The organism is Marinobacter metalliresistant (genome assembly GCF_038098645.1).
Taxonomy (GTDB): domain Bacteria; phylum Pseudomonadota; class Gammaproteobacteria; order Pseudomonadales; family Oleiphilaceae; genus Marinobacter; species Marinobacter metalliresistant.
In genome coordinates this window covers 3,037,471-3,061,354 of record NZ_CP101118.1, presented here as the reverse complement: position 1 = coordinate 3,061,354, position 23,884 = coordinate 3,037,471, and the positions used below count along the sequence as shown (strand labels likewise).

The following is a 23,884-nucleotide window of genomic DNA, read 5'->3' as shown; positions in this document are numbered from 1 at the left end:
CGACCGCGGCCCCTGTGGTTCGGCTTTCCAAAACACGCTGTGAATACGTCCCTGTAAGCTCCGCTCCGCCATCCACGGCTCCGCAGGGTATTTGGAAAGCCGAACCACAGGGGCCGCTACCTCCCCAGTTGCCTCAAACAACGGTCCCCACGAATCGGTCCTCATCTACCCCAAGAGTCACCTTTGTTACCGGTTCCCTGGCCGCCAGTTTCTCAAGCAACGCCAATGAAACCGGTGGTAACAACTCACCCTCTATGATCGACTCCAGCATCCTTGCGCCGTTTTCACTTCGTGTCGCCCGGCTTCGGATGGCTTCGATAAGGCCTTCTTCCAGTTCCACTTCGGCGTGGTAACGGGCTTTAATCTGGTCCGCCAACCGCTGGAGTTTGTCGCCGACGATTCGGTTGAGGGTGTCTTCGCCCAGCGGCAGGAAGGGCACCACTTCCATTCGGGCCAGTAATGCCGGTTTGAAGAAGTTGGCCAGTTCCGAGTAGAGGGCCTGTTCCAGGCTGGCCGGGGACTCGGCGTGGTTGACGATGGTCTGGTAGCCGAGGTTGGAGGTGAGGAAGAAGACGACGTTTTTGCAGTCGATCAGCCGGCCTTCGCCGTCGGCCAGTTCGCCCTTGTCGAAGGCCTGGTAGAACAGGTTGAGGACGTCCGGGTGGGCTTTTTCGACTTCGTCGAGCAGTACCACGGAGTAGGGTTTCTGGCGGATGGCTTCGGTGAGGATGCCGCCTTCGCCGAAGCCGACGTAGCCCGGCGGTGAGCCGATCAGGCGGGAGACGGTGTGCTTTTCCTGGTATTCGGACATGTTGATGGTGGTGAGGAACTGGCGGCCGCCGTAGAGCAGTTCGGCCAGTTGCACCACGGTTTCGGTTTTGCCGACGCCGCTGGGGCCAACCAGCAGGAACGCGCCCATGGGGCGGCCGGGCCGGCGCAGGTCGGCGCGGGCGGTGAGCAGATGCTGGTGCAGGCAGTCGATGGCGGTGTCCTGACCTTTGATGTGGGTCTGGAGGTACGCCGGCAAGTGGGTGATTTTTTCCAGTTCATCGGCGGTCATGCGGTTGACCGGGATGCCGGTCCAGTCGGCGATGACTTCGGCCACCTGGCGGGCATCGACGCGGGCGTGCACCAGAGGTTCGTCGGCCTGGAGTTCGGCCAGTTCCTGCTCAATGGCCCCGGCCTCGCTTTTCAGGTCCGGGCATTGCTCATCGCCCTTTGCCGGCTGATCTCCAGTATCCTGTATTTCAGGCTCTTCACCGGTAAGCAGTTGTTCACGGATCTCCACCAGGCGGGCCACCAGCACGCGTTGGTCGTTCCAGCTCTGTTCCAGGGTTTCCGATTCCGCTGTCAGCTCGGCGATGCGCTGGTCCAGTGTCTGTTCACGCTCGTTATCAACGCTCTGGCCCAGGGCGTGTTCGCGGTTAAGCAGGCCCTGCTCCATGGCCAGTTGGTGCAGCTCGCTGCGCACGTGGCTCAACCGACGCGGAGGCGTGCTGAGGTTCAGGCTGACCCGGGCGCAGGCGGTGTCCAGTACGTCAATGGCTTTGTCCGGGAGCTGCCGGCCGGCCAGGTAGCGGGCAGATAGTTCGGCGGCGGCTTTCAGGGCGCTGTCGGCGACCAGAACCTTGTGGGCCTGTTCGTAGACGCTGCGCAGGCCACGGAGGATGTGAACGGCTTCACCCGGGGTTGGTTCGTCCAGGGCGACCGGCTGGAAACGGCGGCTCAGGGCCGGGTCTTTTTCGAAGTATTTCTTGTACTCGCGCCAGGTGGTGGCGGCGATGGTCCGCAGCTCGCCCCGTGCCAGGGCCGGTTTCAGCAGGTTGGCGGCATCGGAGCCGCCTTCGCTGTTGCCGGCGCCGATCAGGGTGTGGGCTTCGTCGATAAACAGGATGATCGGGGTGGCGGAGCCTTTGACCGCTTCGATCACGCCTTTGAGGCGCTTCTCGAATTCCCCTTTCACCGAAGCACCGGCCTGCAGCGCTCCCATATCGAGGGTCCAGAGCTCCACCTGTTTCAGGCGGTCTGGTACATCGCCGTTAACGATGCGAAGGGCAAGGCCTTCCACCACGGCGCTTTTACCCACACCGGCGTCCCCCACCACGATGGGATTGTTCTTGCGGCGGCGGCAGAGGATGTCGATCATCTGGTCGATCTCGGCGTCCCGGCACACCACCGGGTCCAGTTTTTCTTCCCGGGCCAGTCTGGTGAAGTCGGTGGCGTAGCGTTTGAGCGGGTCCAGATCAGCACTCGCCACCGGTTCTCCGGACTCTTGCACGTTCAGTTCCGGATGCTCCGCGGAGCCCTCGGTGAGCCGGTCAAACTGCTTGCGCAACTGCTCACGATTGATCTCCACCAGGGCCTGGGCCACCCGGGGCATCAGGTAGCGGTCGGCGTTCATCAGCAGGGCCAGGAACACGGCGCCTGAGCGCAGTTCGCTGTGGCCCAGTTCGGTGGAGGCCAGCAGCCATGCGTCCTGCATCAGTTCCACCAGCAGTGGTGAAAACGAAGGATAGGCCTCGGCGGTTTGCGGTTCGCCGTTCAGGCTGTCGCCCACGACTGGCTGCAGTTGCAGATGATCGATACCGGTGTGCTCCAGAATCTGGCGCACATCGGAAAACGGGATTTCCAGCAGTTTGAACAGCAGGTGCGCCGGGGTAATCTCGGCGCCCTGGCGGCTGATGCACAGGGCCGCGGAGGCCTCCAGGGCCTGGCGTGACAGTTCGTTGAGGCGCCCGATCAGCGCCGGCAGTTCTACCCGAATCACAGTGATGTCCTTATTTCGGTAGTTGATCCAATACGCGCAATACGTCCGTGATGCGCTCGTTCAATGCCATGTTATACAGGGAGTAGATCCCGGCCATCGCGGCCACAAACAAACCGGCGATCCCCCAGACCGGCAAACCGCTGCGCAGCCGGTTACGGGTTGGCGTGACGTTGGTGCGGGCATCCGCCAGGGGGGCGTGATCCTGCTGCTCCCGCAACGCTTTCAATTGCTCGTGAAGGCCGCGGACAATCTGGTCGTATTCATCCCGGCCGTTCTCCATCACCTTGTACCGGCCCTCGAAACCGAGACAGAGACACAGGTAGATAAACGACAGCATGTCGCGGTAGCGGGCCGGTTCCTGCTCCATCCGGGCGAGGATGGCAAAGACCTTTTCCCCGCCCCAGGTTTCGTTGTGGAAACGGGACAGCAGGGAATGCTGGGACCAGACACTGTGGGCGCCCCAGTCGGTTCCCAGCACTGCCTCGTCAATGAAGGCGCAGAGAACGTACCGGTAGGCCACAACGACCGGCCGGTCGTAACCCTGCTCCACCAGTTCCCGGTCAATGGCGGCGATCTCATCCACCACCTGCTGATAGAGGGTTTCCACGGCGCGATAATCCACCAGTCTGCGTATCCGGATAACCAGGCCCAGCAATGGCGTGGCGGCATCAATCAGGCGGTTGTGTTCCAGTCCCCTGAGCTGGAACTGTTCATCGACCTGGCCTTCACGGTTGCCCTCAGCGGGGCCCTGGCTGTCGGCAAACATCAGATCACTGAACGCACTGCGGCCGGGATGCGTGCTGCCATCGGGTAAATCCATTACCTGTGCATCTGCCATGGTTTAGCTCCTGATTGCCCAGAACTGCATTTCCATGCCCGGGAAACTGCCGGCCACGTGGAACGCGAATCCGCTGGCGTTGTCGAGCATCTGCCAGGCCTGGCTCTGGTCGTCCAGCCGGAAGTACACAAAACCGGCGTGATACGGCAATTGCCGGGGTGCAACCGGTAGCGCAGAGAGCGGAATCCCCGGGAGCTGCAAGCTGATGAGGTCCCGTATTTTCTCGACCGAGGCCACCTTGCACTGCTGGGTGAACTGCTTGCGCAGATCGTCCAGCGGCATGTCGGCTTTGACCGCAAGAATGAATTCCGCGCCCTGGACCAACTGGGCATCCTGAACCGGCGCCACCGTCAGGCCGTACTGGCGCTGCTGGAGCTGGATGGCCAGAGCCCGTGGTTCCAGCACCGTGCTCAGGGACTGTCGCAGTACCTGCATGAGCGGCGTAAAACAGTCTTCCGGCAGATCGTGATCATAGGCCGGGTACTCCCTCGGCAGGCGCCCCTCATCGGTGAAGGTCACCAGCTCGCCACACAGCTCAAGCAGGGCTTCGAACAGTCGCTCCGGATGCAGCTGACGCAGTCGGGCAAGGTGCATGAACCTGGGATGGGCCCGGTTCAGCATCTGCAGCAACATGAAATCCGCCACATCCGCAACGCCGCCCTGCCCGGGCGCACCGACACGCTCGGCGATAGTGCGTGCGCGCTCCCGCATCAGGCCCGCCATTTCCCCGACAAATCGCTGCAGCCTCGGTGCCGCTCGCACACTCAGCATGGTCGGGATGAAGTTCGGGTCCATCACCAGGCTGCCGTCCGGGCGCTTCTCAAGAATCCGGCCGATGGCCAGGGCCGCATAGGCACTGCGATCGTCCCGCTCCAGCATCAGGCGGGGTGCAACCCGGCCCACATTGATGGTGTGGGCATCACCGTCGACCGAATGCAGATCCCGGATTTCCAGGGAGTCGGCACGGAACCGGCCCGCCACCGGGGCGTCCGGCCATTCCACTTCGGCGAGGCTGTCACTGCCCAGTGGCAGGGCCAGGTACACGATCTGATTGGCCACGGAGGCATCGGTGATTTCCATCGGCTCCGGCATCACATCGTCCTGGGGCAGACTGAAGCGGGTGCCATCGGGAAACAGTCCGGATGCCCGCACCAGACCGACCCGGCCGAAACTCAGATACTCCGCGTTCAGTTCCAGGTCACTGAAGCCGTACAGATAATCGGAGATCGCCAGGGCGCGCTCGTTGATCTGGTGCTCCAGGTACCGCTGCTGTTGCTGGAAGTGTTGAGGCTTGATGAACAGGCCGTCACTCCAGACAACTCGATTGGTTACCGCCATCAGGTGTCATCCGAATGCTTGAGTTGAACTTCCCGCTCCCGAAGGTTCACCAGCAGGTTGTAGCGGCCTCCGATCGGATCCACCTTCACCACCTTTTTCCACTGGGACAGGTTCGGATAGGCGTAGAAGGCGATCACACCGATAAAACGGGTGTCCTTGCCGATTTCAAAGGGCTCAATGAACTTGAACTGGCCCGGCACCAGGGAATAGTCGCTGTGGTCCACATAGTTCTGGCCCAGTGACGACTCAAGATCACTCAGCAACTGGTCGAAATCTCCGGCCATCAACAGGGAGCTGTCGCGCATCTCAATGACCTGAAATGCAATGGGGGTGGGTGCCAGGGATTCATTCGGGTTTACATCCGGCTCGGCGACCATGGTCAGCCCCACCCGGCTGGGCAGATCTTCCGCGTACCCCACTGGGATATCCGGGTCCCAGAGTACTTTCGCGGTTTTGGTGACCGCGTTGTAGGGGGTACTGCATCCTGCCAGCACGAATACGATGGCCAGCAAACTCCATTTGCAGGTCTTCACAACGGGTTCTCCCTCTGTAGTTGGCGCAGGTGTTGGTCGTAAGCCTGTTCGAACACCTCCCGGAACAGGCGCTCGAATCCCTGCTGACGACTGGATTTCAGTTCACGGTAATAGTGCTGGTACATGTCCCAGGCCCAGTGGCCTTCGTCTTCGTTCTCCCGCAGGCCACGACGGTATCCGTGAAAACGGCGTAGCAAGGCCTCCGGCGAAAAGGCATGCAGGATGGCTTCCAGTGCTTCGCTGATCGCTTCCCGGGTGGCCTGCTGGTGATGATTCAGGCTCTGCAGGCTCTCCCGCACCGCCGCCGGCGCCGACAGGTGAACCGGGCTGCGGTGGCTGGCGAACAGGGTCTGTACCGTGTCCTCATAATCCTCACCCAGACGCAGTGGATTGTCTTCAATGGGTTGCAGACGGGTCCTCAGCGCCTGATGCCGGCTGTCTTCGCCCTGGTGCAGGGCCAGCAGGCCTTCCATGGTGGCCTTCAGGGTTTGCCCCGCCTCCTCCAGGAACAGCCGCATCTCGTCGCTGTCGGCAAAGTCCAGCCCGGCTTCCATGCCCCGCAGCAGGGGGGCACCACTGATGTGTTTGCTGCTCTGATCTGACGCATCCCGGCGATCACCCGTCTTTGTGATCTCAGACATCCTGTCTCTCTCTCCTTTGCGAACGGGTAGGCCGACCGCCACGTCGCGGTTTTCCCGGTACTCATCCGACACATTCCTTTCCGCGGCATACCAGGAGGCCTCGCCGGCCATCAGGGCGTCGGTATCCGGCTCTTCTTCACCGGGCTGTCCATTCCAGGGCGCCAATGGGTCCTCACTCATGGCCGCCACGGCTACCGAAGCGAGTTTCTGCAACGGCTCCGGATTCTCGTTCAGGCCCATGGGATCCGACCCCCGGACCAGTTGCCCCTCGCCCACATCAACCAGGTGAGTGGTCTGCTCTGTCTCACCGCTCTCAATGAATGTCTCCGAGACGGCCTCGGCCAGCTCGGCACGAAGCCGGTAGCGCCCGACACTTATCCTGTCGCCATGCTTCAGTCGTGCCCGGCGGCCCCGCCCCACGGGCTGACTGGCGCTGTTGATGTAGGTCCGGCCACTGCGATCAATCAGGCAGAAGCCACCATCCAGAAACCGGATTTCCGCGTGGCCCGGAACCGCGCCCGTTCGCTGGGGCGACAATCGCCAGGTATCGCTGGCGGCCGTGCCGATGGAGCCGCCGCGAACGCTGAAACAGTGCTCGATGGTCGCGCCACCGCCGGCAACGGTCGGATTGGTGATGGTCAGTTTCAGGCCCGCGGCCTGTTGTTCTTCCATGAGTGCCTTCCCTGCCGGATCTACCGGCGTATCTGAATCCGGACCGCCGGCCGGCGCTGGGCCTTGTCGGGGGTGACAAAGGAATTCCAGCCCAGGCACACATCCTCACCCAGTTGCATGGGGCGGATATCCTTCGGACGCATCTGGAGTTCCAGGTCGTAGGCCAGTTGCTCCCGCGTGGCGAACTCCACCAGTTTGACCAGGCGCTGATGATCCTGGCCATTGGGCAGGAAATCCGCGAATCGTTGCCGGCTGAGGTTCCGCAACCGGAGCACGAACTTGCCACTGCGGTCCCGAATGGCCGATCCCACCAGCGTGTCGTTGCCCAGGCAGGCGTTAGCCTGCCCCAGCCGGGTCTGTTGATCGCTGGCGATGGCCACCTTGCGCAAGACCCATTGCTCAATACTGACGTCATCCAGATCAAAGCAGTGGGCCACGATGCCACTCACCACCTCTGGCGAGCGGCTGCGGCCCGCCATCAGACCGGAATACGCCAGCATTCTGGACCAGTTTACCGGCGTGGCCTCCCGCAACCGGCTGTCGCCGAGGCCCACCAGGGCAAAGATCAGTTCCGAAAAACCGTCCGAGGCGCCGGGCTGAAACCGAACGTAGTAGCGGTACTTGCGCCACGCCCGGTGAAACAGGGTGACCAGGCGATGGTTGAAGAAATCGAGAAAATGGCGGCGGATGCCCAGATTCTGGCCCGCCTCCCAGGCCAGATCCTCCAGATAATATCCCGGCAACGGCGACTGGGAACCGTGCAGCCCCAGAAAGCTGACTTCCATCTGATAAGGCCCGTGCTCGTGCTCCGGGGACAGTGCCGATACCACGTCGCTGCCGGGAAAGCCGAGACCCGCGGAGGCGGAAAACCGGATCCGTTCCTGGCGGGGCTGATCGTCGCTGTTTCGCTCGAGATCATCGCCATGATGCCGGTGAATCAGGTCCACCAGCTGGAAAAAGCTGTATCGCCGCGCATTGCCCAGAACGGGTTGCAGCCCGGCTACATCAGCGGCTGCTGACCTTGCTGTAACGTCCATGTGTACCGTTCCTGATTGTCGGTATTCACCACTTCCAGTTGGTGAAATGCGTTGATACTGGCGTAAAGGGCAAAGAACTGGCTGAGAACCGTGCCGAACAGGTAAAGATCACCCTCTGAAGCAAATGCCTGCTGGTCCAGCTTCAGCACCGAGCGGATGCCCCGCACGGGCAGCCCTTTCACCATCCGGTCCACCGGGCTTGTCTCGATGCCGGTGATACCGGCCAGGCGCTTCCGGGACACCCGCTCCGCCTGCCGGTCCACCAGTGCCCGGAAGTCGTAGACCCGCAGCACCGTGCGCAGGGCATCCACATCCAGCATGGACAGATAGTTGAGGGACAGATTCGATATCAGCGTCCACAACAGGCTGCCGTCGAGGGTCGGCCGCAGGGTGGCGGTGGGCCGGGTAATATTACTGAAGGTGGCAAACGCCGGCGTGCTCTCGGTTGCCATGCAGATTTCGCCCACCGCCAGCTGACTTGGCAACTGCCGGTTGGTGCAGGTTAGTGTCAGGGAAATCGCTTCCTGCCGGCTCAGGCACTCGGACTCGTCACCCCGGACGAACGACATGTAATGATCAAAGCCGTCGCCGCGAACACTGTTCCGCGCCCGAACCCGGTAGTACAACGCCGTACGGCCCCGATCCCGCTCCACCTCATGCTGGAAACTCTCGAAGGCGGTGTAGATGCGGGGCTCACCACGCCCGGACCGGCCTTCCAGCCAGCCTTCCACCTGCTCGATGCTGAACACCTCAAAATGGTCCGGCGACCGGCTGGACGGTGAAATCCGGTACTCGGTCTGCCGGCCGTTCAGATCCACCGGTTCGCCTTCGTGGGTAAAGAGGTTCACCGCCGGCGTGCAGTACAGCTGGAAATTGTCTTCCCGAACCTTGGCATCCGGCGGCAGTATCCGGCTGAAATGAAAACGCAGGCTGATTTCGTCCGCCTGCACGGCCGGCAGCCGCCGCCCTAGATCCTGAATGTCCACAAACCGGAACGCCTCGGGGAAGCTCAGATATTCCTGCAGAATGCGGTAGCCTGGGTAGGCATTCTTTGGATACGGCAGCAAGGCTTCGTCATCGCCGAAGCCGACCGGCTGCAACAGCGAGGCGGGCAGGCGGTAGACCGATTCACCCACCACCAGTTCGATCCGCTCCAGATAGTGGTTGAGCCAGAGAAACAGGGTTTCCGCAATGTGGCTCTCGCCGCCCAGGTAAAAGCGCAGGCTGTCCATGCCCAGGGATGACAGCGGCTGATCGGTGTGTAACGCCAGGTCCAGGGTTACCGAGGACACTTCCCGTGAGTGCTCGGCGTGGGCCGCGGCCACGCTCACCGGAAACACGTCCACGGCCCGGCAGGTCCGGAACCGGCACTGGGTCTGGCGGGTAGCGTCGCCCAGGGGCCGGCTCTTGATCTCGGTATGGCGGTCCACCCGCTGGTGTTCGCTGATGGCGTGCAATTGCGGATCAAAGCGCATGATGGTGCAGCTGGGCACCGGCCGCAGGTAGTTCGGCCACAGCATGTTCAGCAGCGAGTGGGTGATTTCCGGAAATTCGTCCTCAACTTTTTCACGGAGCTTGCCGGTCAGGAAGGCGAAGCCTTCCAACAGCCGTTCAACATCCGGATCGGTGCTCTGCTCCGAAAGGAACCTTGTCAGCTGTGGATGGGCATCCGCGAATTCCCGGCCCTGAAGCCTGAGAAAACTTAACTCGTCCCTGTAGAATCGGTTCAACTTCATAACTACTGCACCAGTCTGGCTCCGAGTAGGGGGGTGGGCAGGCTTTCCAAAAGACGCTTCAAGCCCATCCATGGGACGCTTGGGCTCCGCCATCCTTGGCTCCGCACACTTTTGGAAAGCCTGCCCACCCCCCTACTCTCATCCTTGCCTGCAAACTATCTACATCACTCTGTAGTAGCGCTTGTCGTCCAATAACAAATCAATGGTCGTCTTATCATCTTCCGAACCAACGCGAAGATACACCGTCACCTGAAACCTTAGTTGCAGCGGATCAGGCCCTTGGGGAAGATTGACGACGTCTACCCGCTTCACCCTGGGTTCAAACTTCTCGATGCACTGTCGGATCGCGCCGCGGATCTGAACACTCAGATCGTGGGTGCCGAGCGTGGCGTCGTTGAAATCCAGCAACCCCAGATCCGGTACGCTGGCGCTGTTGCCCGGATGGGCGTTCAGCAGGCGGACCAGGTGGCGTTTGATGGATTCAACAACATGGGTGACGTCTCCCATGCTCTGACCGGCCGGCGCGGCGGCCTGTTCCAGTCGTTCGAACAGGCTGCCGCTGCTGGCCTGCGATCCGTCGCTGGCCGGGTGATGGAACACGGACTAATCCTTGTCCAGTCGGCCAACCAGTGACAGTTCGAAGTTGGCGCCCATGTACTTGAAATGCGGACGCACCGCCAGGGAGACCTGGTACCAGCCCGGATCGCCTTCCACGTCGGAGACGGTGACCTGCGCGGCGCGCAGGGGGCGACGGCTGCGGACTTCCGCCGGCGGGTTTTCCTGGTCGGCCACGTACTGGCGGATCCAGGTGTTCAGTTCCCGCTCCAGGTCCTGGCGTTCCTTCCACGAACCGATCTGTTCCCGCTGCAGCACTTTGATGTAGTGGGCCAGGCGGTTGACGATCATCATGTAAGGCAGTTGGGTACCCAGCTTGTAGTTGGTTTCCGCTTCCTTGCCTTCCTTGGTGTTCGGGAACTGCTTGGGTTTCTGCACCGAGTTGGCGGAGAAGAAGGCCGCGTTGTCGCTGCCCTTGCGCATGGTCAGGGCGATGAAGCCTTCGTCGGCCATTTCGTATTCGCGACGGTCGGTGATCAGTACTTCGGTCGGGATCTTGGCTTCGAGCTGGCCGAAGGATTCGAACAGGTGCACCGGCAGGTCTTCCACCGCACCGCCACTTTGCGGGCCAATAATGTTCGGGCACCAGCGATACCTGGCAAAGCTTTCGGTCAGGCGGGTGGCCAGCAGGTAGGCGGTGTTGCCCCACAGGTAATGCTCGTGGTCGGCGGACACGTCTTCCTTGTAGTTGAAGCTGCGCACCGGATTTTCAGTGGGGTCGTAAGGCACCCGCAGCAGGAAGCGCGGCGATGCCAGGCCCAGATAGCGGGCGTCCTCGGACTCACGCAGGGAACGCCACCTGGCGTATTTCGGACCTTCGAAAACCGCCTTCAGCTCCTTGATGGCCGGCAATTCCTGGTAGCTGTCGACACCAAAGAACGAGGGTGCCACGGAGGACAGGAATGGCGCGTGGGCCATGGCGCCTACGGAAGAGACATACTGCAGCAGCTTCATGTCTGGCGTGGACGGGGTGAACGCGTAGTTACCCACCACCGCGCCGACCGGCTCACCGCCGAACTGGCCGTATTCGGTGGAGTAAATATGCTTGTAGAAGCCGGTCTGGGTGACGTCGGGCGCGAACTCGAAGTCTTCCAGCAATTCGGTCTTGGTGGCGTGAAGAATATCCACCTTGATGTTCTCGCGGAAATCGGTGCGATCTACCATCAGCTTCAGGCCACGCCAGGAGGACTCCAGTTCCTGCAGTTTGGGCGCATGCAGGATTTCATCCATCTGGGCGCTGATCTTGCGGTCCAGTTCAACCACCATCTGGTCCACCAGCGCCTTGTTGACCGGCTGGCCTTTCTCATCGCTTTTCAGCAGGTTGGCAATAAACGTTGCCACGCCCTTGCGGGCGACATCGTAACCCTCATCGGCCGGCGCCATTCGGCTGTTGGCCATCACCTGGTCCAGCAACGAGCCCTCAGCCCCTGATTGAATAGCATCTGCGGCGGATTCGGAGGCAGCAGATTGCTGCACGGCAGTATCAGACATACCACATCCCTTCAGTACGTGTTGAAAACAGAGTTTTGTGAACCTGGCGTTACCCGCCGGCTTCGATTACTCGCTGTCGGTGGCCAGTTCCAGTTCGGCCAGCAGTTTGTCCCGGGCGCCATCGTTGTCCAGCAGTTCCTGTAGTTTGGACCGAAACGACGGTACATTACCCAGCGGGCCCTTGAGGGCCACCAGAGCTTCCCGCAGTTCAATCAGCTTGTTCAGCTCGGGCACCTGACGGGCAACGCTGTCCGGGGAGAAGTCGTCGAGAGTCTGGAATTCCAGGTTCACCGGCAATTCGTCGGCGTCCTCCTCCAGCTTGTTGGTAACCGTGGTGGAAAGGGTCAGGCCGGCTTCCTTCATGACCGAACGGAAATTGTTCTTGTCGACGGAAATGGCCTTGCGATCTTCGATGGGGGTTTCTTCGGCGTGTCCCTTGAAATCGCCAACCACGAACATTTTCAGCGGTAGCTCGGTTTCAGCCTGCTGATCGCCGGTGGCGGGGACGTACTTGATATTAATGCGCTCTTTCGGCGCGACGGAACCGTCTTTTGAAGACATGCGCTTGCTCCCTGTGCAAATCATTTGCGATTTTTCAATCCCTTGCACGCACCGTCCTGGCGCGCAACGATCAAAACTCTACACAGATCACTTGCCTTTCTCAAGCAAAAACTGGCCAGTATTCTTCCAGAATGTGCGCCCGGGCAAGCTTTTGCCAGAATACCTCCGTTTCGCCGCCCGTGCAGGGTTGTAGAGCCAATGACGGACCACCTGGCTGTGGCTATACTCGCCCAACTGACAGGAACAAAGTGTAACCAGTAAGGAGATCAACATGAGTGACCTGAAAACCCGCTTCGACGAAGCCGTCAACTACATCCAGACCGCCGAGGGTGACTTCAAACCGTCCAACGAGATGAAACTGGAATTCTACGCGCTCTACAAACAGGCTACCGCCGGTGATGCGTCTGGCAAGCGCCCGGGCATGATGGATTTTGTCGGCCGTGCCAAGTTTGATGCCTGGGAAAAACTCAAGGGCATGTCCGGCGACGATGCCATGCAGAAGTACATCGACAAGCTCGAATCACTAAAGTAAGCCGCACTACCCCGGATCCCGGTCAGGAGCCTGATCGGGATCAATCCCCTCCCAAAAGTTTTGCGACGGTCAAAAGACTGTCATAAGATGCGCGCACTATAACAATACCAATTCATCAGGAAGAGTTTCTCATGGACATCACCGAGGCGCTGGAACAAAGCCAGCCGGGCCTTGTGGGCCGGGTCAAGGACGCCATCCGCAAACATCAGCTCAATCAGCGTTCCGAACAGACATACCTTCACTGGATCACCCGATTCGTGCTGTTCCACGATCCGAAGAACCCGGAAGCCCTGGCCAATGAAGACCGCCAGCTGTTTCTGGATTATCTGAGCGATCGCCTCCGGGTATCCCGGGCACGATTCAACCAGGCCAGTCAGGCACTGGCGTTCTTTTACGAGGATGTGCTTGGCAAGGCGTCGATGGACAGTACCGGCTGTGCCGCTGCCTGAAACCAGCTTCAGCGCCCGGTCATGTTGATGTTCAGGGCGTCGTAGGTGCGGTTCTCGCCCGGGCGGATCACATAGTTGTTGCCATGGGTCTGCCCGGGTATGGACTTGGGATTACTGAACCGGAACTCCACCGGAATCTCGGAGCGGCCCAGGTCGGTGCGGTTGTCGCCCGGGCGAAGGCCCAGACGGTCCAGATAGAAATCATCCTCTACCCAGGGCTTCAGCGGAACAGTCATTGCCGGAACCGTAAGGCCGCCCTCGATCACCGTGTTCGCCAAGGCTTCTTCCTCAATGGAACGAAGCGGAATGGTGTGAATCGTCGACCGCTCTTCAAACTGGAAGGCGCTGACTTCACTCTCAGCGGATGACGCTTCCTCGGCCAGGGCAAAGGCCGGACACATCAACGCTGTCACCAACCCGACAAAAGCCAGCGAATGACTGGCATTCCTTTCCGTTTTCCCGCATTCCGAACGCATACCCATGATGACAATCCCGGCTGGCAGATCCTTGCCAGTAAAAAGCAGTGTGACGATTTTTGATCAGTCTATCGCCAAAACACACCGATTGCCTGGCCAGGCGACGATTCTGTGACGCTTTTCACTTGTCGCCCAAGAGCTCCTGATAGCGGATGCCAACCACAAACACCGATTTCCAGCCCTCCGGGGTGCGGACACTCACCTCATCATCAAGGCGCTTGCCGATCAGGGCCCGGGCCATCGGCGAGTTGATGCTCAGATAGCCTTTATCCAGATCAAATTCATCCGCCCCTACCAACCGATAGGTCTGCTCGTCGCCATCCTCATCTTCCACTGTCACCCAGGCGCCGAAAAATACCTTGTTGCGATCATCCGGCAACCGGTCCACAACGGTGAGCTCTTCCAGTCGCTTGCCCAAAAAGCGAACCCGGCGGTCGATTTCCCGTAACTGCTTCTTGCCGTAGATGTATTCAGCATTCTCGGAACGATCGCCAAGGGCAGCGGCTTCTCTCACTGCCTGGGTCACTTCCGGCCGCTTCACCTTCCACAGGTACTGCAATTCGTCACGCAGTGCCCGCTCACCGTCCGGGGTGATGTATCTGGGGCGCGGAGCACCATTTCCGGGAGCCTCGGTCATCGGTTCACAATGTCCTGTGCCTGTATGAAAAATATGAGGGTATAAAAAAACCCCGTAAAAACGGGGTAAGGCTAGCGCTGTGCTGGAGGGAGAAGCAAGCAACAATTCGTGCATGCTTCCAAAGCTACAGTGTCTATTATGCACAGCGAGCATTACACCGGCGTGGCCGAGGAATTACCTTTTGGTCAGGGAAATGGCCGACCCTCTCCCCCGGGAATTAGGTTGCACACTCTAGGGGCAAGGCATAACTTTGCAAAATAACTTTTTACAGGTTCCAGTGACGGAGATACCGACATGAATACTCAAAAATTGTTGAATATGGCGCTTAATGGCGTAGACGCCGTGGGTTATAGGCTGGACCAGTTCGGCATCACCGGCAAGGTGAACCGCCATAACATTGCGGCCTTTCTGATGGCCGAGCAGAAGCATCTGGAGGGGGAGTGGGACAGTATTCAGGTGCGGGTGAATCGCCGCCGTTCACAGGTTGAAAAGATCACCCACCAGATTGAATGCCGCACAGATGCCCTGGTAAGCCCGGTACTGTCGAGGATTAACCGGTTCCGCGCCAGTCAGTGAGTTTCTGCGCCAGTGGATTCTGTTGCGATTCGGGCTTCCGCTCCCGCTGAGTCCGCTGGCTGTTCTGCCTGCGCTGCCCGGATCCGTTTCCGGGCCTCGGTAAAGGCAGGCATCCGGACGGTCACAGTCAGTCCGGGCGGAGTATCCCCCGGGTGGGTATCGCTCAGAACAATTCGGCCCTGGTGGATTTCCGCAACCGCGCTCACCAGGCTCAGCCCCAGGCCGTTGCCTGGCAATGAGCGGCTCTTGCCAACACGATAGAAGCGCTGGAACACCTGATCTTTCTCGGCGTCGGGAATACCAATACCACTGTCCCGAACCTCGAAGATCGCCTCGGCACCTTCCTTTCGAACGGCAACACCAATAACCCCGTGTTCCGGAGTGTATTTGATCGCGTTATCGATCAGGTTACTTACCATCTGGAACAGCAGATCCCGGTCACCTTCGATCATCACGCCGCTTTCCAGGGACTGCTCAAAGGACTGGTCTTTATCCTCCGACAACGCCTCATAGAGTTCGCAGGCGTCGGTAACCAGTTCATCCAGCGATACCGGTTTCATATCAGCCGCATTGCCCCGGGTTTCAAGCCGGGCAATCCGCAGCAAGGCGTTGAAGGTTGCCAGCAACTGATCGGCCTCGGCCACGGCGCGGCCGGCCTGTTCCCTCGCTTCATCGTTATCTACCGACATCAGGGTATTTTCAAGCTGGTTCCGCAGGCGGGTCAGGGGGGTGCGAAGGTCATGGGCAATGCTGTCGGAAACGTGCCGGATACCTTCCATCAGATAAACAATGCGGTCCAGCATCTGGTTAAGGTTTTCCGCCAGCTGGTCAAAATCGTCGTCCGTTCCACGGGTAGGAATTCTCAGGGACAGGTGGCCATTCATGATCCGGCGGGAGGTGTTGTTGATGATCTCAATGCGGCGGGTGGTGCTCCGGCTCATCAAAAAGCCGCCCAGCAGGGCGAGCCCCAGAGTGATCCCCATCCCCCAGTTGATGGCGGTTTCAATCACCCGCTTCAGATTGGTGAGCTCGTCCACATCCCGCCCCACGAGCAGTCGCAGACCACCCTGCACCTCGAAGATGCGGGCGCGGGCCAGCCGTTCAGGCCCGGTCCAGCCAACCGATTCGTTCAGGGTGAAGTTGATCCAGCCGCTCTCGGAACGGCTGCCTTCCGGCCAGGTCTCGATATTTCCGGCCAACTTCAGGAAGTCGTCTGTGGTCAGCAGGTAAATGGATTTGGCATTGGGATCGCGGGCAACCCGCTCGCGAATAATGGTGATCAGGCCGTTTACCCCACGGCCCCGGTACTGCTCCGCCAGACCGGCGATTTCCGCTTCAATGGTTTCGTCGGTCTGGGCGGTCATGAAGCCCGCTGTACGCCAATAGATAAAGGCCAGTAACAGAAATACCGAGGTGGCAAACACCACCATGTACAGCAGGGCTAACTGAAAAGACGAGGTCCTGAGCTGGCTAAGCAGTTTCACGTAACATGTACCCTGCACCCCGGATGGTTTGCAGTAAGGGGGTATCGAATTCCTTGTCGATCTTGGCTCGCAGCCGGCTGATATGCACGTCTATGACGTTGGTCTGGGGATCGAAGTGATAGTCCCAGACTTTCTCCAGCAGCATGGTCCGGGTGACCACCTGGCCGGCGTTGCGCATCAGATATTCCAGCAACCGGAATTCGCGGGGCTGAACATCAATGTTCTGGCCTGCCCGCTTGACGGTCCGGGCCAGCAGATCCATCTCTAGATCGGCCACCCGCAATACGGTTTCGGTTTCCGCCGTCTGCCGATTGCGTCGGATCAGGGATTCGATGCGGGCCAACAACTCGGTGAAGGAAAACGGCTTGGTCAGGTAGTCATCACCGCCGCCCCGCAGACCCTCAACACGGTCGTCCACATCGCCCAGGGCGCTCAGAATCAGAACCGGCACCTGGTTTCCGGTGGCCCGGACGGTCTTGATGATAGACAGCCCGTCCATCCCCGGCAGCATGCGGTCCACAATCATGATGTCGTAGTCCTCACTGGCCGCCATCATCATGCCTTCCTTGCCGTCGGCCGCATGATCCACCACGAAGTCGGATTCCTTCAGCCCTTTGACAAGATAATTTGCTACGTCCTGATCGTCTTCGATTACCAGCGCTTTCACCGGCTCTCCTCCCGATAGCGGATTACATTGACCACGATTTCATTGACCACATTTCATTGACCACAAGGGTACGAAGAACTTGGTAAGCCGGCCAGTTACCATCTTGTAAGAGGGTGTCGCCTATGGCGACGGTCAACCCTTACCTTTAAACCAGCCCAGACTGTCGCCCGTGGCGCCTGAGGGCCGATACTCGGCACTTACCCAACCTTCATAGTCCATGCTGTCGATGGCCGCAAAAACATTCGAAAAGTTAATCTCCCCGGTGCCCGGTTCATGACGCCCCGGATTATCGGCAAACTGAATGTGGCCAATCCAGGGCAGCAGACACTCCATCGAGCGCACCAGATCCCCCTCCATGATCTGCATATGGTAAAGGTCATACTGCAGGCGAACGTTGTCTGCGTCCACCTCCTCAATCACTGCAAGCACCTTGCCGGAGGTGTCCAGAAAGAAATCCGGCATATCCACCCGTGAGTTAATGGCTTCCAGGCACAGGGTGATGTTGTCCTCTGCCAGCTTTCCGGCCGCCCAGGCCACGTTGTCCACCAGGGTCTGCCATGCGATATCCTCGGGCAGATCGGCCGGCTTCAGCCCTGCCAGGCAATTCAACTGCCTGCAACCCAGCGCCCGGGCATACACGATTGCCTGAGTCACACCAGCTTTGAACTCATCCACCCGGTCTGGCAGGCAGGCAATGCCCCGCTCACCAGCCTCCCAGTCACCCGGCGGCAGATTGAACAGCACCTGCGTCAGCTGATTGTCGTTCAACATCTGACTGAGCATGTCTTTCGGGTAGGCATAGGGGAACAGATACTCCACTCCCTCAAATCCCGCAGCCCGGGCCATGGCAAAACGCTCGGGAAAATCGACTTCTGTGAACAACATGGACAGATTGGCAGCAAAACGGGGCATGGCGTCGTTACTCCTTGGGGCGGCGGCCAAGAGCGCCAAGCAGAGCACCATTCAGGTGCTCCAGCTCAAGCAGCAGACCGCTGTGGTCAACCTCACTGTGACCATTGGCCACCAGCGACAGATATTCATTATGGGTCTGCTGGGCCAGCGGCAGGGTTAAACCTTCCGCGCGAGCCTCATCCAGAATCATGCGCATGTCCTTGAGCTGAATACGGGCCGGAGCGCCGGGCGCGAAATCACGGTCAATCATCCGCTGACCGTGCAATTCCAGAATCCGGCTACCAGCAAAGCCGCCCAACAAGGCTTCCCGAACCGCTGCTGGATCCGCCCCGCCCTTCGCAGCGAGCAACAACGCCTCAGACACCGCACCGATGGTAATCCCCACAACCGCCTGGTTGGCCAGCTTCGCCAGCTGCCCGGATCCCACCGGACCAATCCTCGTACACTTGCCAAGCGCATCAAACACCAGCCGGGCCCGGTCCACATCCGCCTCCGAGCCACCGGCCATAATGCTCAGGCGGGCCTCAGCGGCACCCACCGTGCCCCCGGATACCGGCGCGTCCACATAACCAGCATTGCGCTCCGCGGCCAGCTCGCCATGACGCCGGGCCACAGACGGCTGAACAGAGCTCATATCGATCACCAGCGCACCCGGCTTCAGGGCATCAATCGCCCCTTGTACCACCAGCACCTGCTCCACCACATCACTGTTCTCCAGCATGGTGATCACCACATCGGCACTGGCAACCGCCTCTGCCGGAGACTCGGCAATCGATGCCTCCGAGGCGAACGGCTCACACTTGCTGGCAGTCCGGTTCCACAAAGTCATCGGGAAACCCGCATTCAGAAGATTTCGGGTCATCGGCGCGCCCATCAGGCCGATACCCAGAAAGGCAATATGAAGACGATTTGTAGTCATTTTTCAGGCCTTAACACCAGAAGTTCGAGAAGGGATTGGGTGGGCCTTTCCAAAACCGTGCGGAGCCATGAATGGCGGAGCCGAGCGTACAGGGACGTATTCACAGCGTGTTTTGGAAAGGCCCACCCAATCGCTTCTGCCCCCAAGTTATAATTTCCGATTATACAAACAAAAACGCCACCAACCGGAACCGGTGGTGGCGTTCTTAATTGCGCAGCCCAGAAAGCCTGGCCGATAAATCAGGCAGCCTCAGACATCTGCACGCGGATCTTCTTCATCGCATTCTTCTCAAGCTGCCGAATCCGCTCCGCAGACACGCCATACTTATCAGCCAGCTCATGCAACGTCGACTTGCTTTCAGACAACCAGCGCTCGCGCAGGATGTCCTGGCTACGCTCATCCAGCTGCTCCAGAGCCTCCATCAGGCGGCCATTGGAATCCTCTGACCAGTCGGAGTTCTCCAACTGGGTGGCCGGATTGCTACGGGTATCTTCCAGATAATACGCCGGCGCCTGATAGGCGTTGTCCTCGTCATCGTCCATCGGACCATCGAACGCCGTGTCATGGGAGGCTAGCCGGCCTTCCATTTCCCGAACAACCTTGGGCGCAACACCCAGATCTTCCGCCACCGCGTTCAGCTCATCGTGACTGAGCCAGGCCAGCTTCTTCTTCTGGCTGCGCAGATTGAAGAACAGCTTGCGCTGGGCCTTGGTAGTGGCCACTTTCACAATACGCCAGTTACGCAGAATGAACTCGTGAATCTCGGCCTTGATCCAGTGCACGGCAAAAGACACCAGCCGAACCCCATACTCAGGGTTAAAGCGCTTGACTGCCTTCATCAGGCCAACGTTACCTTCCTGGATCAGGTCTGCCTGCGCCAGGCCATAACCAGAATAGCTCCGGGCAATGTGGATCACGAAACGCAGGTGTGACATAACCAGATAACGGGCTGCGTCCACGTCGCCCTCATAATGGAGCCGCTCGGCCAGCTCCCGCTCTTCATCCGCTGTGAGCACCGGAATGCGACTCGCAGCCTGAATGTACGACTCGAGATTTGCGCCCGGAACCAGTCTGTCAACCAGCTGTAAACTCGTACCCATGCCTTAACCTCCGAACCCGACGATCCTTAAATATACCAACTGCACGTTAGACCGCCAAGAACCTTAAAAGTTCCCGGACTCCCCAGTAAAACGTTATGAATCAACTATCTGGAAAATCCACCCTGAATATGCTGTCCTCGACACTACGTCAGCGGAAGCTGTCTCCACAATACGGTTTTCCCGCTATCCGGATCATTAACCCCCGGTAATATCGCCCGGCTCCATGTCATCCAAATGACGTTTCACCGCGACCCAGGCGCCAAGCCAGCCTAGCAGCATTGCTACAATAATCAACGCCAGCGCACCATCAAAGTTCAGTCCGTTGAGCGAGAAATCACTCCGGTACAGGCCTGCCAGCCGCTCTATGGGCCCACTGAGCCACCATAAGGAGAGCTGCAACAATATCAGTGCTACCACCCCACCACCCAAACCGAACCAGGCGCCGGTATAGAGAAAGGGCCTGCGAACGAAGCTGTCAGTGCCGCCCACCAGCTTGGCGACGAGGATTTCATCCCGCCGGCTCTCGATCGACAGTCGCACAGTATTCCCTATCACCAGCACCACCGCAGCCGCCAGCAGGATAGCCAGCGCCCAGACAGCCCGGGCCAACAGGTCGGTCATGGCATTCAGGCGCTGCAACCAGCCCAGGTCCACCTGAACCCGCTCGACGCCTTCCATCCCCTCCATAAACCGGACCAGAGCTTCCACACCTTCCGCAGAGCGGGCACCTTCCTCGGGCGTCACCAGCAGGGTGTGCGGCAAGGGATTTTCTTCCAGGTAATCCAGGGTATCTTCAAGCCCGGACGATGCCCGGAACTCCTTCAGCGCCTGATCGCGGTCCACCAGTTCGACACTGGCGATCCGGCCGTCCGCCGCCATCTCATCACGGAGCTCGCGAGCCTGTTCCAGGGGCACCTCCAGGTCGATATAGGCGGTCACCCGCGCACTGTTCTCCCAGCCAGCACTCACACCCTGAAGACTGGTCAGCAATAATAGCAACGCGACCGGCAGCGCCAGCGCCACCCCCATCACTGTCCAGGTCATCAGGCTGGCAACCGGGGTGCGCCCCAGACGCCGGGCGCTGTCGCGGGCCACCTTGCGGTGGTGGGTCAGGTAGCTTTCCACCTGCTCGCGCCATGCCGAGCGGACCCTGTTTGCGCCACGGGTCTGCTCCGGCCTTCGTCGGGGGTCAGTAGCCACTCACACCCCCTGCCATTGGCGCGCCACCCGCTGTCAGGCGACCGTGATCAAGCGTCAGGGTCCGCCGCCCCATTTTGTTGATCAGGGCAGTGTCGTGGGTCGCGATCAGCACGGTAACACCCACCTGGCTGAACTGACCAAAGAGGTTCATGATGTCGGCAGACAGCGCCGGATCAAGGTTACCCGTCGGCTCATCCGCCAGCAGGACCGGGGGTTTGTTAACCACAGCCCGGGCAATACCCACGCGCTGCTGCTCACCACCGGAAAGCTGCACCGGGTTCATTTTTTCCTTGTTCAGCAACCCCACCTTGTCCAGGGCGGCCCGAACCCGGCGCCCGGTATCCCTCGGGGATGCCCCCATAACCTCCAGAGGCATGGCCACGTTGTCAAAGACCGTACGGTCAAACAGCAGCTGATGGTTCTGAAATACCACTCCGATGTGACGGCGAATGTAGGGAATCTGGCGACGGGGTAAACGGTTCAGCACTTGCCCGCCCACAATAACCTCGCCGGCACTGGGGCGCTCCATCACCATGATGAGTTTCAGCAGGGTACTTTTACCGGCACCGGAGTGGCCGGTGAGAAACGCCAGCTCACCACGCTCCAGGCCAAAATTGACCTGGCGCAGGGCGGTGTGATCACTGTCGTATCGCTTGGTGACCTGACGGAACTCAATCATGGGCGGCTACCGCTGGACTTAACTCCGGGCTATTCGTCAAACAGTGCACCCACAAAGGTTTCGGCATCGAAACTGCGCAGGTCGTCCACCTGCTCACCAACACCGATAAAGCGGATGGGCAACTGCAACTGACGGGCAATGGCAAACACAATACCGCCTTTGGCGGTACCGTCCAGTTTCGTTAACGTAATGCCGCTCACGCCGACCGCCTGCTGGAAAACCTGGGCCTGGCTCAGGGCATTCTGGCCGGTGCCTGCATCCAGCACCAACATCACCTCATGGGGCGCGGATTCGTCCAGCTTTTTCATCACCCGGACAACCTTCTCAAGCTCGCTCATGAGGTTATCCTTGTTCTGCAGCCGGCCCGCGGTATCCGCAATCACCACGTCCACGCCCCGGGACTTGGCAGACTGGATCGCATCAAAGATGACCGATGCACTGTCAGCGCCGGTGTGTTGCGCCACCACCGGCACGTTATTCCGCTCACCCCAAACCTGAAGCTGCTCAACGGCGGCGGCGCGAAAGGTATCACCTGCCGCCAGCATCACCGACTTGCCCTCATTCAGGAATTTTTTGGTGAGCTTACCAATGGTCGTGGTTTTACCCACCCCGTTAACACCCACCATCAGGATCACATAGGGCGCCTTGCCGGCATCCACCTCCAGGGGCTTGGTGACATCTTTCAGCAGACCGTTCAGCTCATCCCTCAGGGCCTTGCGAAGCGCCTCGCCATCCTTGAGCTGATTACGCTCAAGCTTGTCGGTCAGAGATTCGATAATCTCGGAGGTGGCGGTAACGCCCACGTCTGCCATCAGGAGTGTGGTTTCGATTTCCTCCAGCAGATCCTCGTCAATTTTCTTGCTCAGCGAGAAGATATCCGACAAGCCACCGGTCAGATTCGCCCGGGTTTTGCCCAGGCCCTGCCGGATGCGCTCAAACACACTGACCTGGGGCTCAGGTTCCGGAATGCGCTCCGGTTCGGGGGCTGCCTCGGGCTCCGGTTCCGCCTGAGACGGCGGTACGATGGCGGGCGGTGCTTCGCTCTCGGATGATTCTGGCCCGGGTGCAGGCGCCGGACCCTTCGCGACCTCCGGCTTACGTTGCGGAACCGGCCTGGGCCGTGGTGCGCGGCTTCGGTTGCCGGCGATATCCAGAACAAATACGAGCACAAGAAGGGCCAGAAGGCCGATTGAAATCCACTCTGCCGTCATAAAGTCATACCATCAGTCTGAATGGGCGGGACAAATTAAAGCCGACATTCTAGCAGACTGTCCCGGTGAAGTGAGGACTACGCGGATTATCACGCCGGGCCCGCTTTCCGTTACCATGCACCGGATATTCCGAATCAGACCCGCCTCTGGAGCTGCAAACATGGCGCGCCGAAACCCCGCAAACCGGAGCCAGCCAGGAAAACCAAAACCCCGGCCGGGTGCTTCCTCATCCCGGAAAGAGGTTGGTACCGGCGAGCTGCGCATCATAGGCGGCGACTGGCGCAGTCGGAAACTGCGCTTTCCGGACGCCGGCGGCGTCCGCCCGACACCGGCCCGCGCCAGGGAAACCCTGTTCAACTGGCTCACCTTTCACCTTGCCGGCAGTAGCTGTCTGGATCTGTTTGCCGGCTCGGGCGCATTGGGACTGGAGGCACTTTCCCGGGGCGCTGCCACGGTCACCCTCGTGGACCACACCCCGGCATTGGCCACGGCATTAAGAGACAATCTAAGGCTGTTGAAATCCAACGGCGGTGAAGTGATCTGTGCCGACGTTGAAAGCTACCTGAAACAGAGGAACCGCCCACCGTTTGACATTGTGTTCATGGATCCACCATTCCGTCAGGGCTGGCTGGGAAGACTGTTTCCACTCCTTGACCAACAGGAATGGATCAGGCCCGGGGGCTGGGTTTACGTGGAACACGAAAGCGAGATCCCGACCCCTGCCGTGCCAGGCACCTGGCAGCTGCATCGCCAGAAAAGCGCTGGCCAGGTGACCTATTCCCTGTTTCGGGTGATGGCTGAGGCGGAATGACA

The 23,884-nt window shown here is 59.8% G+C and carries 24 protein-coding genes; 4 read left to right on the top strand and 20 right to left on the bottom strand.

The window, feature by feature from the left end; genetic code table 11:
- Positions 1-133 precede the first annotated feature (133 nt).
- From tssH to tssB, 10 genes are all read right to left on the bottom strand, one after another.
- A complete protein-coding gene (gene tssH, locus NLK58_RS14305; protein WP_341581084.1) occupies positions 134-2,767 on the bottom strand; it encodes a type VI secretion system ATPase TssH in 2,634 nt (877 codons plus the stop codon).
- Positions 2,768-2,777: 10 nt separating this feature from the next.
- Complete coding sequence (gene icmH, locus NLK58_RS14300; RefSeq protein ID WP_117619096.1) at positions 2,778-3,605, bottom strand: type IVB secretion system protein IcmH/DotU; 828 nt, start codon at positions 3,603-3,605, stop codon at positions 2,778-2,780.
- 3 nt (positions 3,606-3,608) lie between these two features.
- Complete coding sequence (gene tssK / locus NLK58_RS14295) at positions 3,609-4,943, bottom strand: type VI secretion system baseplate subunit TssK (protein ID WP_341581082.1); 1,335 nt, start codon at positions 4,941-4,943, stop codon at positions 3,609-3,611.
- Entirely contained in the window at positions 4,943-5,476 is a 534-nt protein-coding gene (tssJ, locus tag NLK58_RS14290) for a type VI secretion system lipoprotein TssJ (RefSeq protein ID WP_117619094.1), read from the bottom strand. Before tssJ ends, tssK begins: the two co-directional genes overlap by 1 nt.
- A complete protein-coding gene (tagH, locus tag NLK58_RS14285) occupies positions 5,473-6,789 on the bottom strand; it encodes a type VI secretion system-associated FHA domain protein TagH (protein ID WP_341581081.1) in 1,317 nt (438 codons plus the stop codon). Before tagH ends, tssJ begins: the two co-directional genes overlap by 4 nt.
- Before the next feature lie 20 nt (positions 6,790-6,809).
- Positions 6,810-7,826, bottom strand: a complete 1,017-nt coding sequence (tssG, locus tag NLK58_RS14280; RefSeq protein WP_117619092.1) for a type VI secretion system baseplate subunit TssG — start codon at positions 7,824-7,826, stop codon at positions 6,810-6,812.
- Positions 7,790-9,562 (bottom strand): type VI secretion system baseplate subunit TssF, encoded by a 1,773-nt coding sequence (tssF, locus tag NLK58_RS14275; RefSeq protein ID WP_341581080.1) that lies wholly within the window; start codon positions 9,560-9,562, stop codon positions 7,790-7,792. The genes tssG and tssF overlap by 37 nt, the downstream gene beginning before the upstream one ends.
- Positions 9,563-9,721: 159 nt before the next feature.
- Positions 9,722-10,162, bottom strand: a complete 441-nt coding sequence (gene tssE / locus NLK58_RS14270; protein WP_341581079.1) for a type VI secretion system baseplate subunit TssE — start codon at positions 10,160-10,162, stop codon at positions 9,722-9,724.
- Positions 10,163-10,165: 3 nt separating this feature from the next.
- Positions 10,166-11,668: a type VI secretion system contractile sheath large subunit gene (tssC, locus tag NLK58_RS14265; RefSeq protein ID WP_117619089.1), complete on the bottom strand. Its 1,503-nt coding sequence runs from the start codon at positions 11,666-11,668 to the stop codon at positions 10,166-10,168.
- Positions 11,669-11,734: 66 nt separating this feature from the next.
- Positions 11,735-12,229 carry a type VI secretion system contractile sheath small subunit gene (gene tssB, locus NLK58_RS14260; RefSeq protein WP_341581078.1) on the bottom strand — a complete coding sequence of 165 codons (495 nt, stop codon included), beginning with the start codon at positions 12,227-12,229 and terminating at the stop codon, positions 11,735-11,737.
- Positions 12,230-12,500: 271 nt separating this feature from the next.
- On the opposite strand from tssB, the gene NLK58_RS14255 reads away from it, so the two are divergent.
- Together NLK58_RS14255 and NLK58_RS14250 are read left to right on the top strand one after the other, a co-directional pair.
- Positions 12,501-12,761, top strand: a complete 261-nt coding sequence (locus NLK58_RS14255) for an acyl-CoA-binding protein (protein WP_341581077.1) — start codon at positions 12,501-12,503, stop codon at positions 12,759-12,761.
- 131 nt (positions 12,762-12,892) lie between these two features.
- On the top strand, positions 12,893-13,210 hold the full coding sequence (locus NLK58_RS14250; RefSeq protein WP_117619086.1) for a site-specific integrase: 318 nt from the start codon (positions 12,893-12,895) through the stop codon (positions 13,208-13,210).
- An 8-nt stretch (positions 13,211-13,218) separates the two neighbouring features.
- On the opposite strand, the gene NLK58_RS14245 is transcribed toward NLK58_RS14250, so the two are convergent.
- Positions 13,219-13,692 carry a hypothetical protein gene (locus tag NLK58_RS14245; protein WP_341581075.1) on the bottom strand — a complete coding sequence of 158 codons (474 nt, stop codon included), beginning with the start codon at positions 13,690-13,692 and terminating at the stop codon, positions 13,219-13,221.
- 115 nt (positions 13,693-13,807) lie between these two features.
- Positions 13,808-14,323 carry a transcription elongation factor GreB gene (gene greB, locus NLK58_RS14240; RefSeq protein ID WP_341581074.1) on the bottom strand — a complete coding sequence of 172 codons (516 nt, stop codon included), beginning with the start codon at positions 14,321-14,323 and terminating at the stop codon, positions 13,808-13,810.
- A gap of 294 nt (positions 14,324-14,617) precedes the next feature.
- Here greB and NLK58_RS14235 point away from each other — a divergent pair, with 294 nt between their 5' ends.
- Positions 14,618-14,899 carry a hypothetical protein gene (locus tag NLK58_RS14235; protein ID WP_117619083.1) on the top strand — a complete coding sequence of 94 codons (282 nt, stop codon included), beginning with the start codon at positions 14,618-14,620 and terminating at the stop codon, positions 14,897-14,899.
- Here NLK58_RS14235 and NLK58_RS14230 read toward each other — a convergent pair.
- The 8 genes from NLK58_RS14230 to ftsY all read right to left on the bottom strand — a co-directional run bounded on the left by NLK58_RS14230 (position 14,893) and on the right by ftsY (position 23,071).
- Positions 14,893-16,383, bottom strand: a complete 1,491-nt coding sequence (locus NLK58_RS14230) for a HAMP domain-containing sensor histidine kinase (protein ID WP_117619082.1) — start codon at positions 16,381-16,383, stop codon at positions 14,893-14,895. The two genes, NLK58_RS14235 and NLK58_RS14230, sit on opposite strands and share 7 nt — an antisense overlap.
- Entirely contained in the window at positions 16,370-17,050 is a 681-nt protein-coding gene (locus NLK58_RS14225; RefSeq protein WP_117619081.1) for a response regulator transcription factor, read from the bottom strand. The genes NLK58_RS14230 and NLK58_RS14225 overlap by 14 nt, the downstream gene beginning before the upstream one ends.
- Before the next feature lie 132 nt (positions 17,051-17,182).
- Positions 17,183-17,962, bottom strand: a complete 780-nt coding sequence (gene hyi / locus NLK58_RS14220; protein ID WP_117619080.1) for a hydroxypyruvate isomerase — start codon at positions 17,960-17,962, stop codon at positions 17,183-17,185.
- 7 nt (positions 17,963-17,969) lie between these two features.
- Positions 17,970-18,881, bottom strand: coding sequence for an NAD(P)-dependent oxidoreductase (locus NLK58_RS14215; RefSeq protein WP_117619079.1), 912 nt, complete (start codon positions 18,879-18,881; stop codon positions 17,970-17,972).
- 239 nt (positions 18,882-19,120) lie between these two features.
- Positions 19,121-19,981: an RNA polymerase sigma factor RpoH gene (gene rpoH / locus NLK58_RS14210; RefSeq protein WP_117619078.1), complete on the bottom strand. Its 861-nt coding sequence runs from the start codon at positions 19,979-19,981 to the stop codon at positions 19,121-19,123.
- A gap of 195 nt (positions 19,982-20,176) precedes the next feature.
- Positions 20,177-21,181 carry a permease-like cell division protein FtsX gene (ftsX, locus tag NLK58_RS14205; RefSeq protein ID WP_341581072.1) on the bottom strand — a complete coding sequence of 335 codons (1,005 nt, stop codon included), beginning with the start codon at positions 21,179-21,181 and terminating at the stop codon, positions 20,177-20,179.
- Positions 21,171-21,860: a cell division ATP-binding protein FtsE gene (gene ftsE / locus NLK58_RS14200; protein WP_117619076.1), complete on the bottom strand. Its 690-nt coding sequence runs from the start codon at positions 21,858-21,860 to the stop codon at positions 21,171-21,173. Before ftsE ends, ftsX begins: the two co-directional genes overlap by 11 nt.
- A 29-nt stretch (positions 21,861-21,889) precedes the next feature.
- Positions 21,890-23,071 carry a signal recognition particle-docking protein FtsY gene (ftsY, locus tag NLK58_RS14195; RefSeq protein ID WP_341581069.1) on the bottom strand — a complete coding sequence of 394 codons (1,182 nt, stop codon included), beginning with the start codon at positions 23,069-23,071 and terminating at the stop codon, positions 21,890-21,892.
- Between the two features lie 160 nt (positions 23,072-23,231).
- Here ftsY and rsmD point away from each other — a divergent pair, with 160 nt between their 5' ends.
- Positions 23,232-23,882 carry a 16S rRNA (guanine(966)-N(2))-methyltransferase RsmD gene (gene rsmD, locus NLK58_RS14190; protein WP_341581068.1) on the top strand — a complete coding sequence of 217 codons (651 nt, stop codon included), beginning with the start codon at positions 23,232-23,234 and terminating at the stop codon, positions 23,880-23,882.
- The last annotated feature ends 2 nt before the right edge of the window (positions 23,883-23,884 follow it).

Coding starts and splice junctions, on each gene's coding strand:
- rpoH (WP_117619078.1), bottom strand. CDS start 19,981: ATGGGTACGAGTTTACAGCTGGTTGACAGACTGGTTCCGGGCGCAAAT.
- tagH (WP_341581081.1), bottom strand. CDS start 6,789: ATGGAAGAACAACAGGCCGCGGGCCTGAAACTGACCATCACCAATCCG.
- tssG (WP_117619092.1), bottom strand. CDS start 7,826: ATGGACGTTACAGCAAGGTCAGCAGCCGCTGATGTAGCCGGGCTGCAA.
- tssC (WP_117619089.1), bottom strand. CDS start 11,668: ATGTCTGATACTGCCGTGCAGCAATCTGCTGCCTCCGAATCCGCCGCA.
- rsmD (WP_341581068.1), top strand. CDS start 23,232: ATGGCGCGCCGAAACCCCGCAAACCGGAGCCAGCCAGGAAAACCAAAA.
- tssB (WP_341581078.1), bottom strand. CDS start 12,229: ATGTCTTCAAAAGACGGTTCCGTCGCGCCGAAAGAGCGCATTAATATC.
- ftsY (WP_341581069.1), bottom strand. CDS start 23,071: ATGACGGCAGAGTGGATTTCAATCGGCCTTCTGGCCCTTCTTGTGCTC.
- NLK58_RS14235 (WP_117619083.1), top strand. CDS start 14,618: ATGAATACTCAAAAATTGTTGAATATGGCGCTTAATGGCGTAGACGCC.
- tssF (WP_341581080.1), bottom strand. CDS start 9,562: ATGAAGTTGAACCGATTCTACAGGGACGAGTTAAGTTTTCTCAGGCTT.
- hyi (WP_117619080.1), bottom strand. CDS start 17,962: ATGCCCCGTTTTGCTGCCAATCTGTCCATGTTGTTCACAGAAGTCGAT.
- tssK (WP_341581082.1), bottom strand. CDS start 4,943: ATGGCGGTAACCAATCGAGTTGTCTGGAGTGACGGCCTGTTCATCAAG.
- greB (WP_341581074.1), bottom strand. CDS start 14,323: ATGACCGAGGCTCCCGGAAATGGTGCTCCGCGCCCCAGATACATCACC.
- NLK58_RS14255 (WP_341581077.1), top strand. CDS start 12,501: ATGAGTGACCTGAAAACCCGCTTCGACGAAGCCGTCAACTACATCCAG.
- NLK58_RS14250 (WP_117619086.1), top strand. CDS start 12,893: ATGGACATCACCGAGGCGCTGGAACAAAGCCAGCCGGGCCTTGTGGGC.
- NLK58_RS14215 (WP_117619079.1), bottom strand. CDS start 18,881: ATGACTACAAATCGTCTTCATATTGCCTTTCTGGGTATCGGCCTGATG.
- ftsE (WP_117619076.1), bottom strand. CDS start 21,860: ATGATTGAGTTCCGTCAGGTCACCAAGCGATACGACAGTGATCACACC.
- NLK58_RS14245 (WP_341581075.1), bottom strand. CDS start 13,692: ATGGGTATGCGTTCGGAATGCGGGAAAACGGAAAGGAATGCCAGTCAT.
- icmH (WP_117619096.1), bottom strand. CDS start 3,605: ATGGCAGATGCACAGGTAATGGATTTACCCGATGGCAGCACGCATCCC.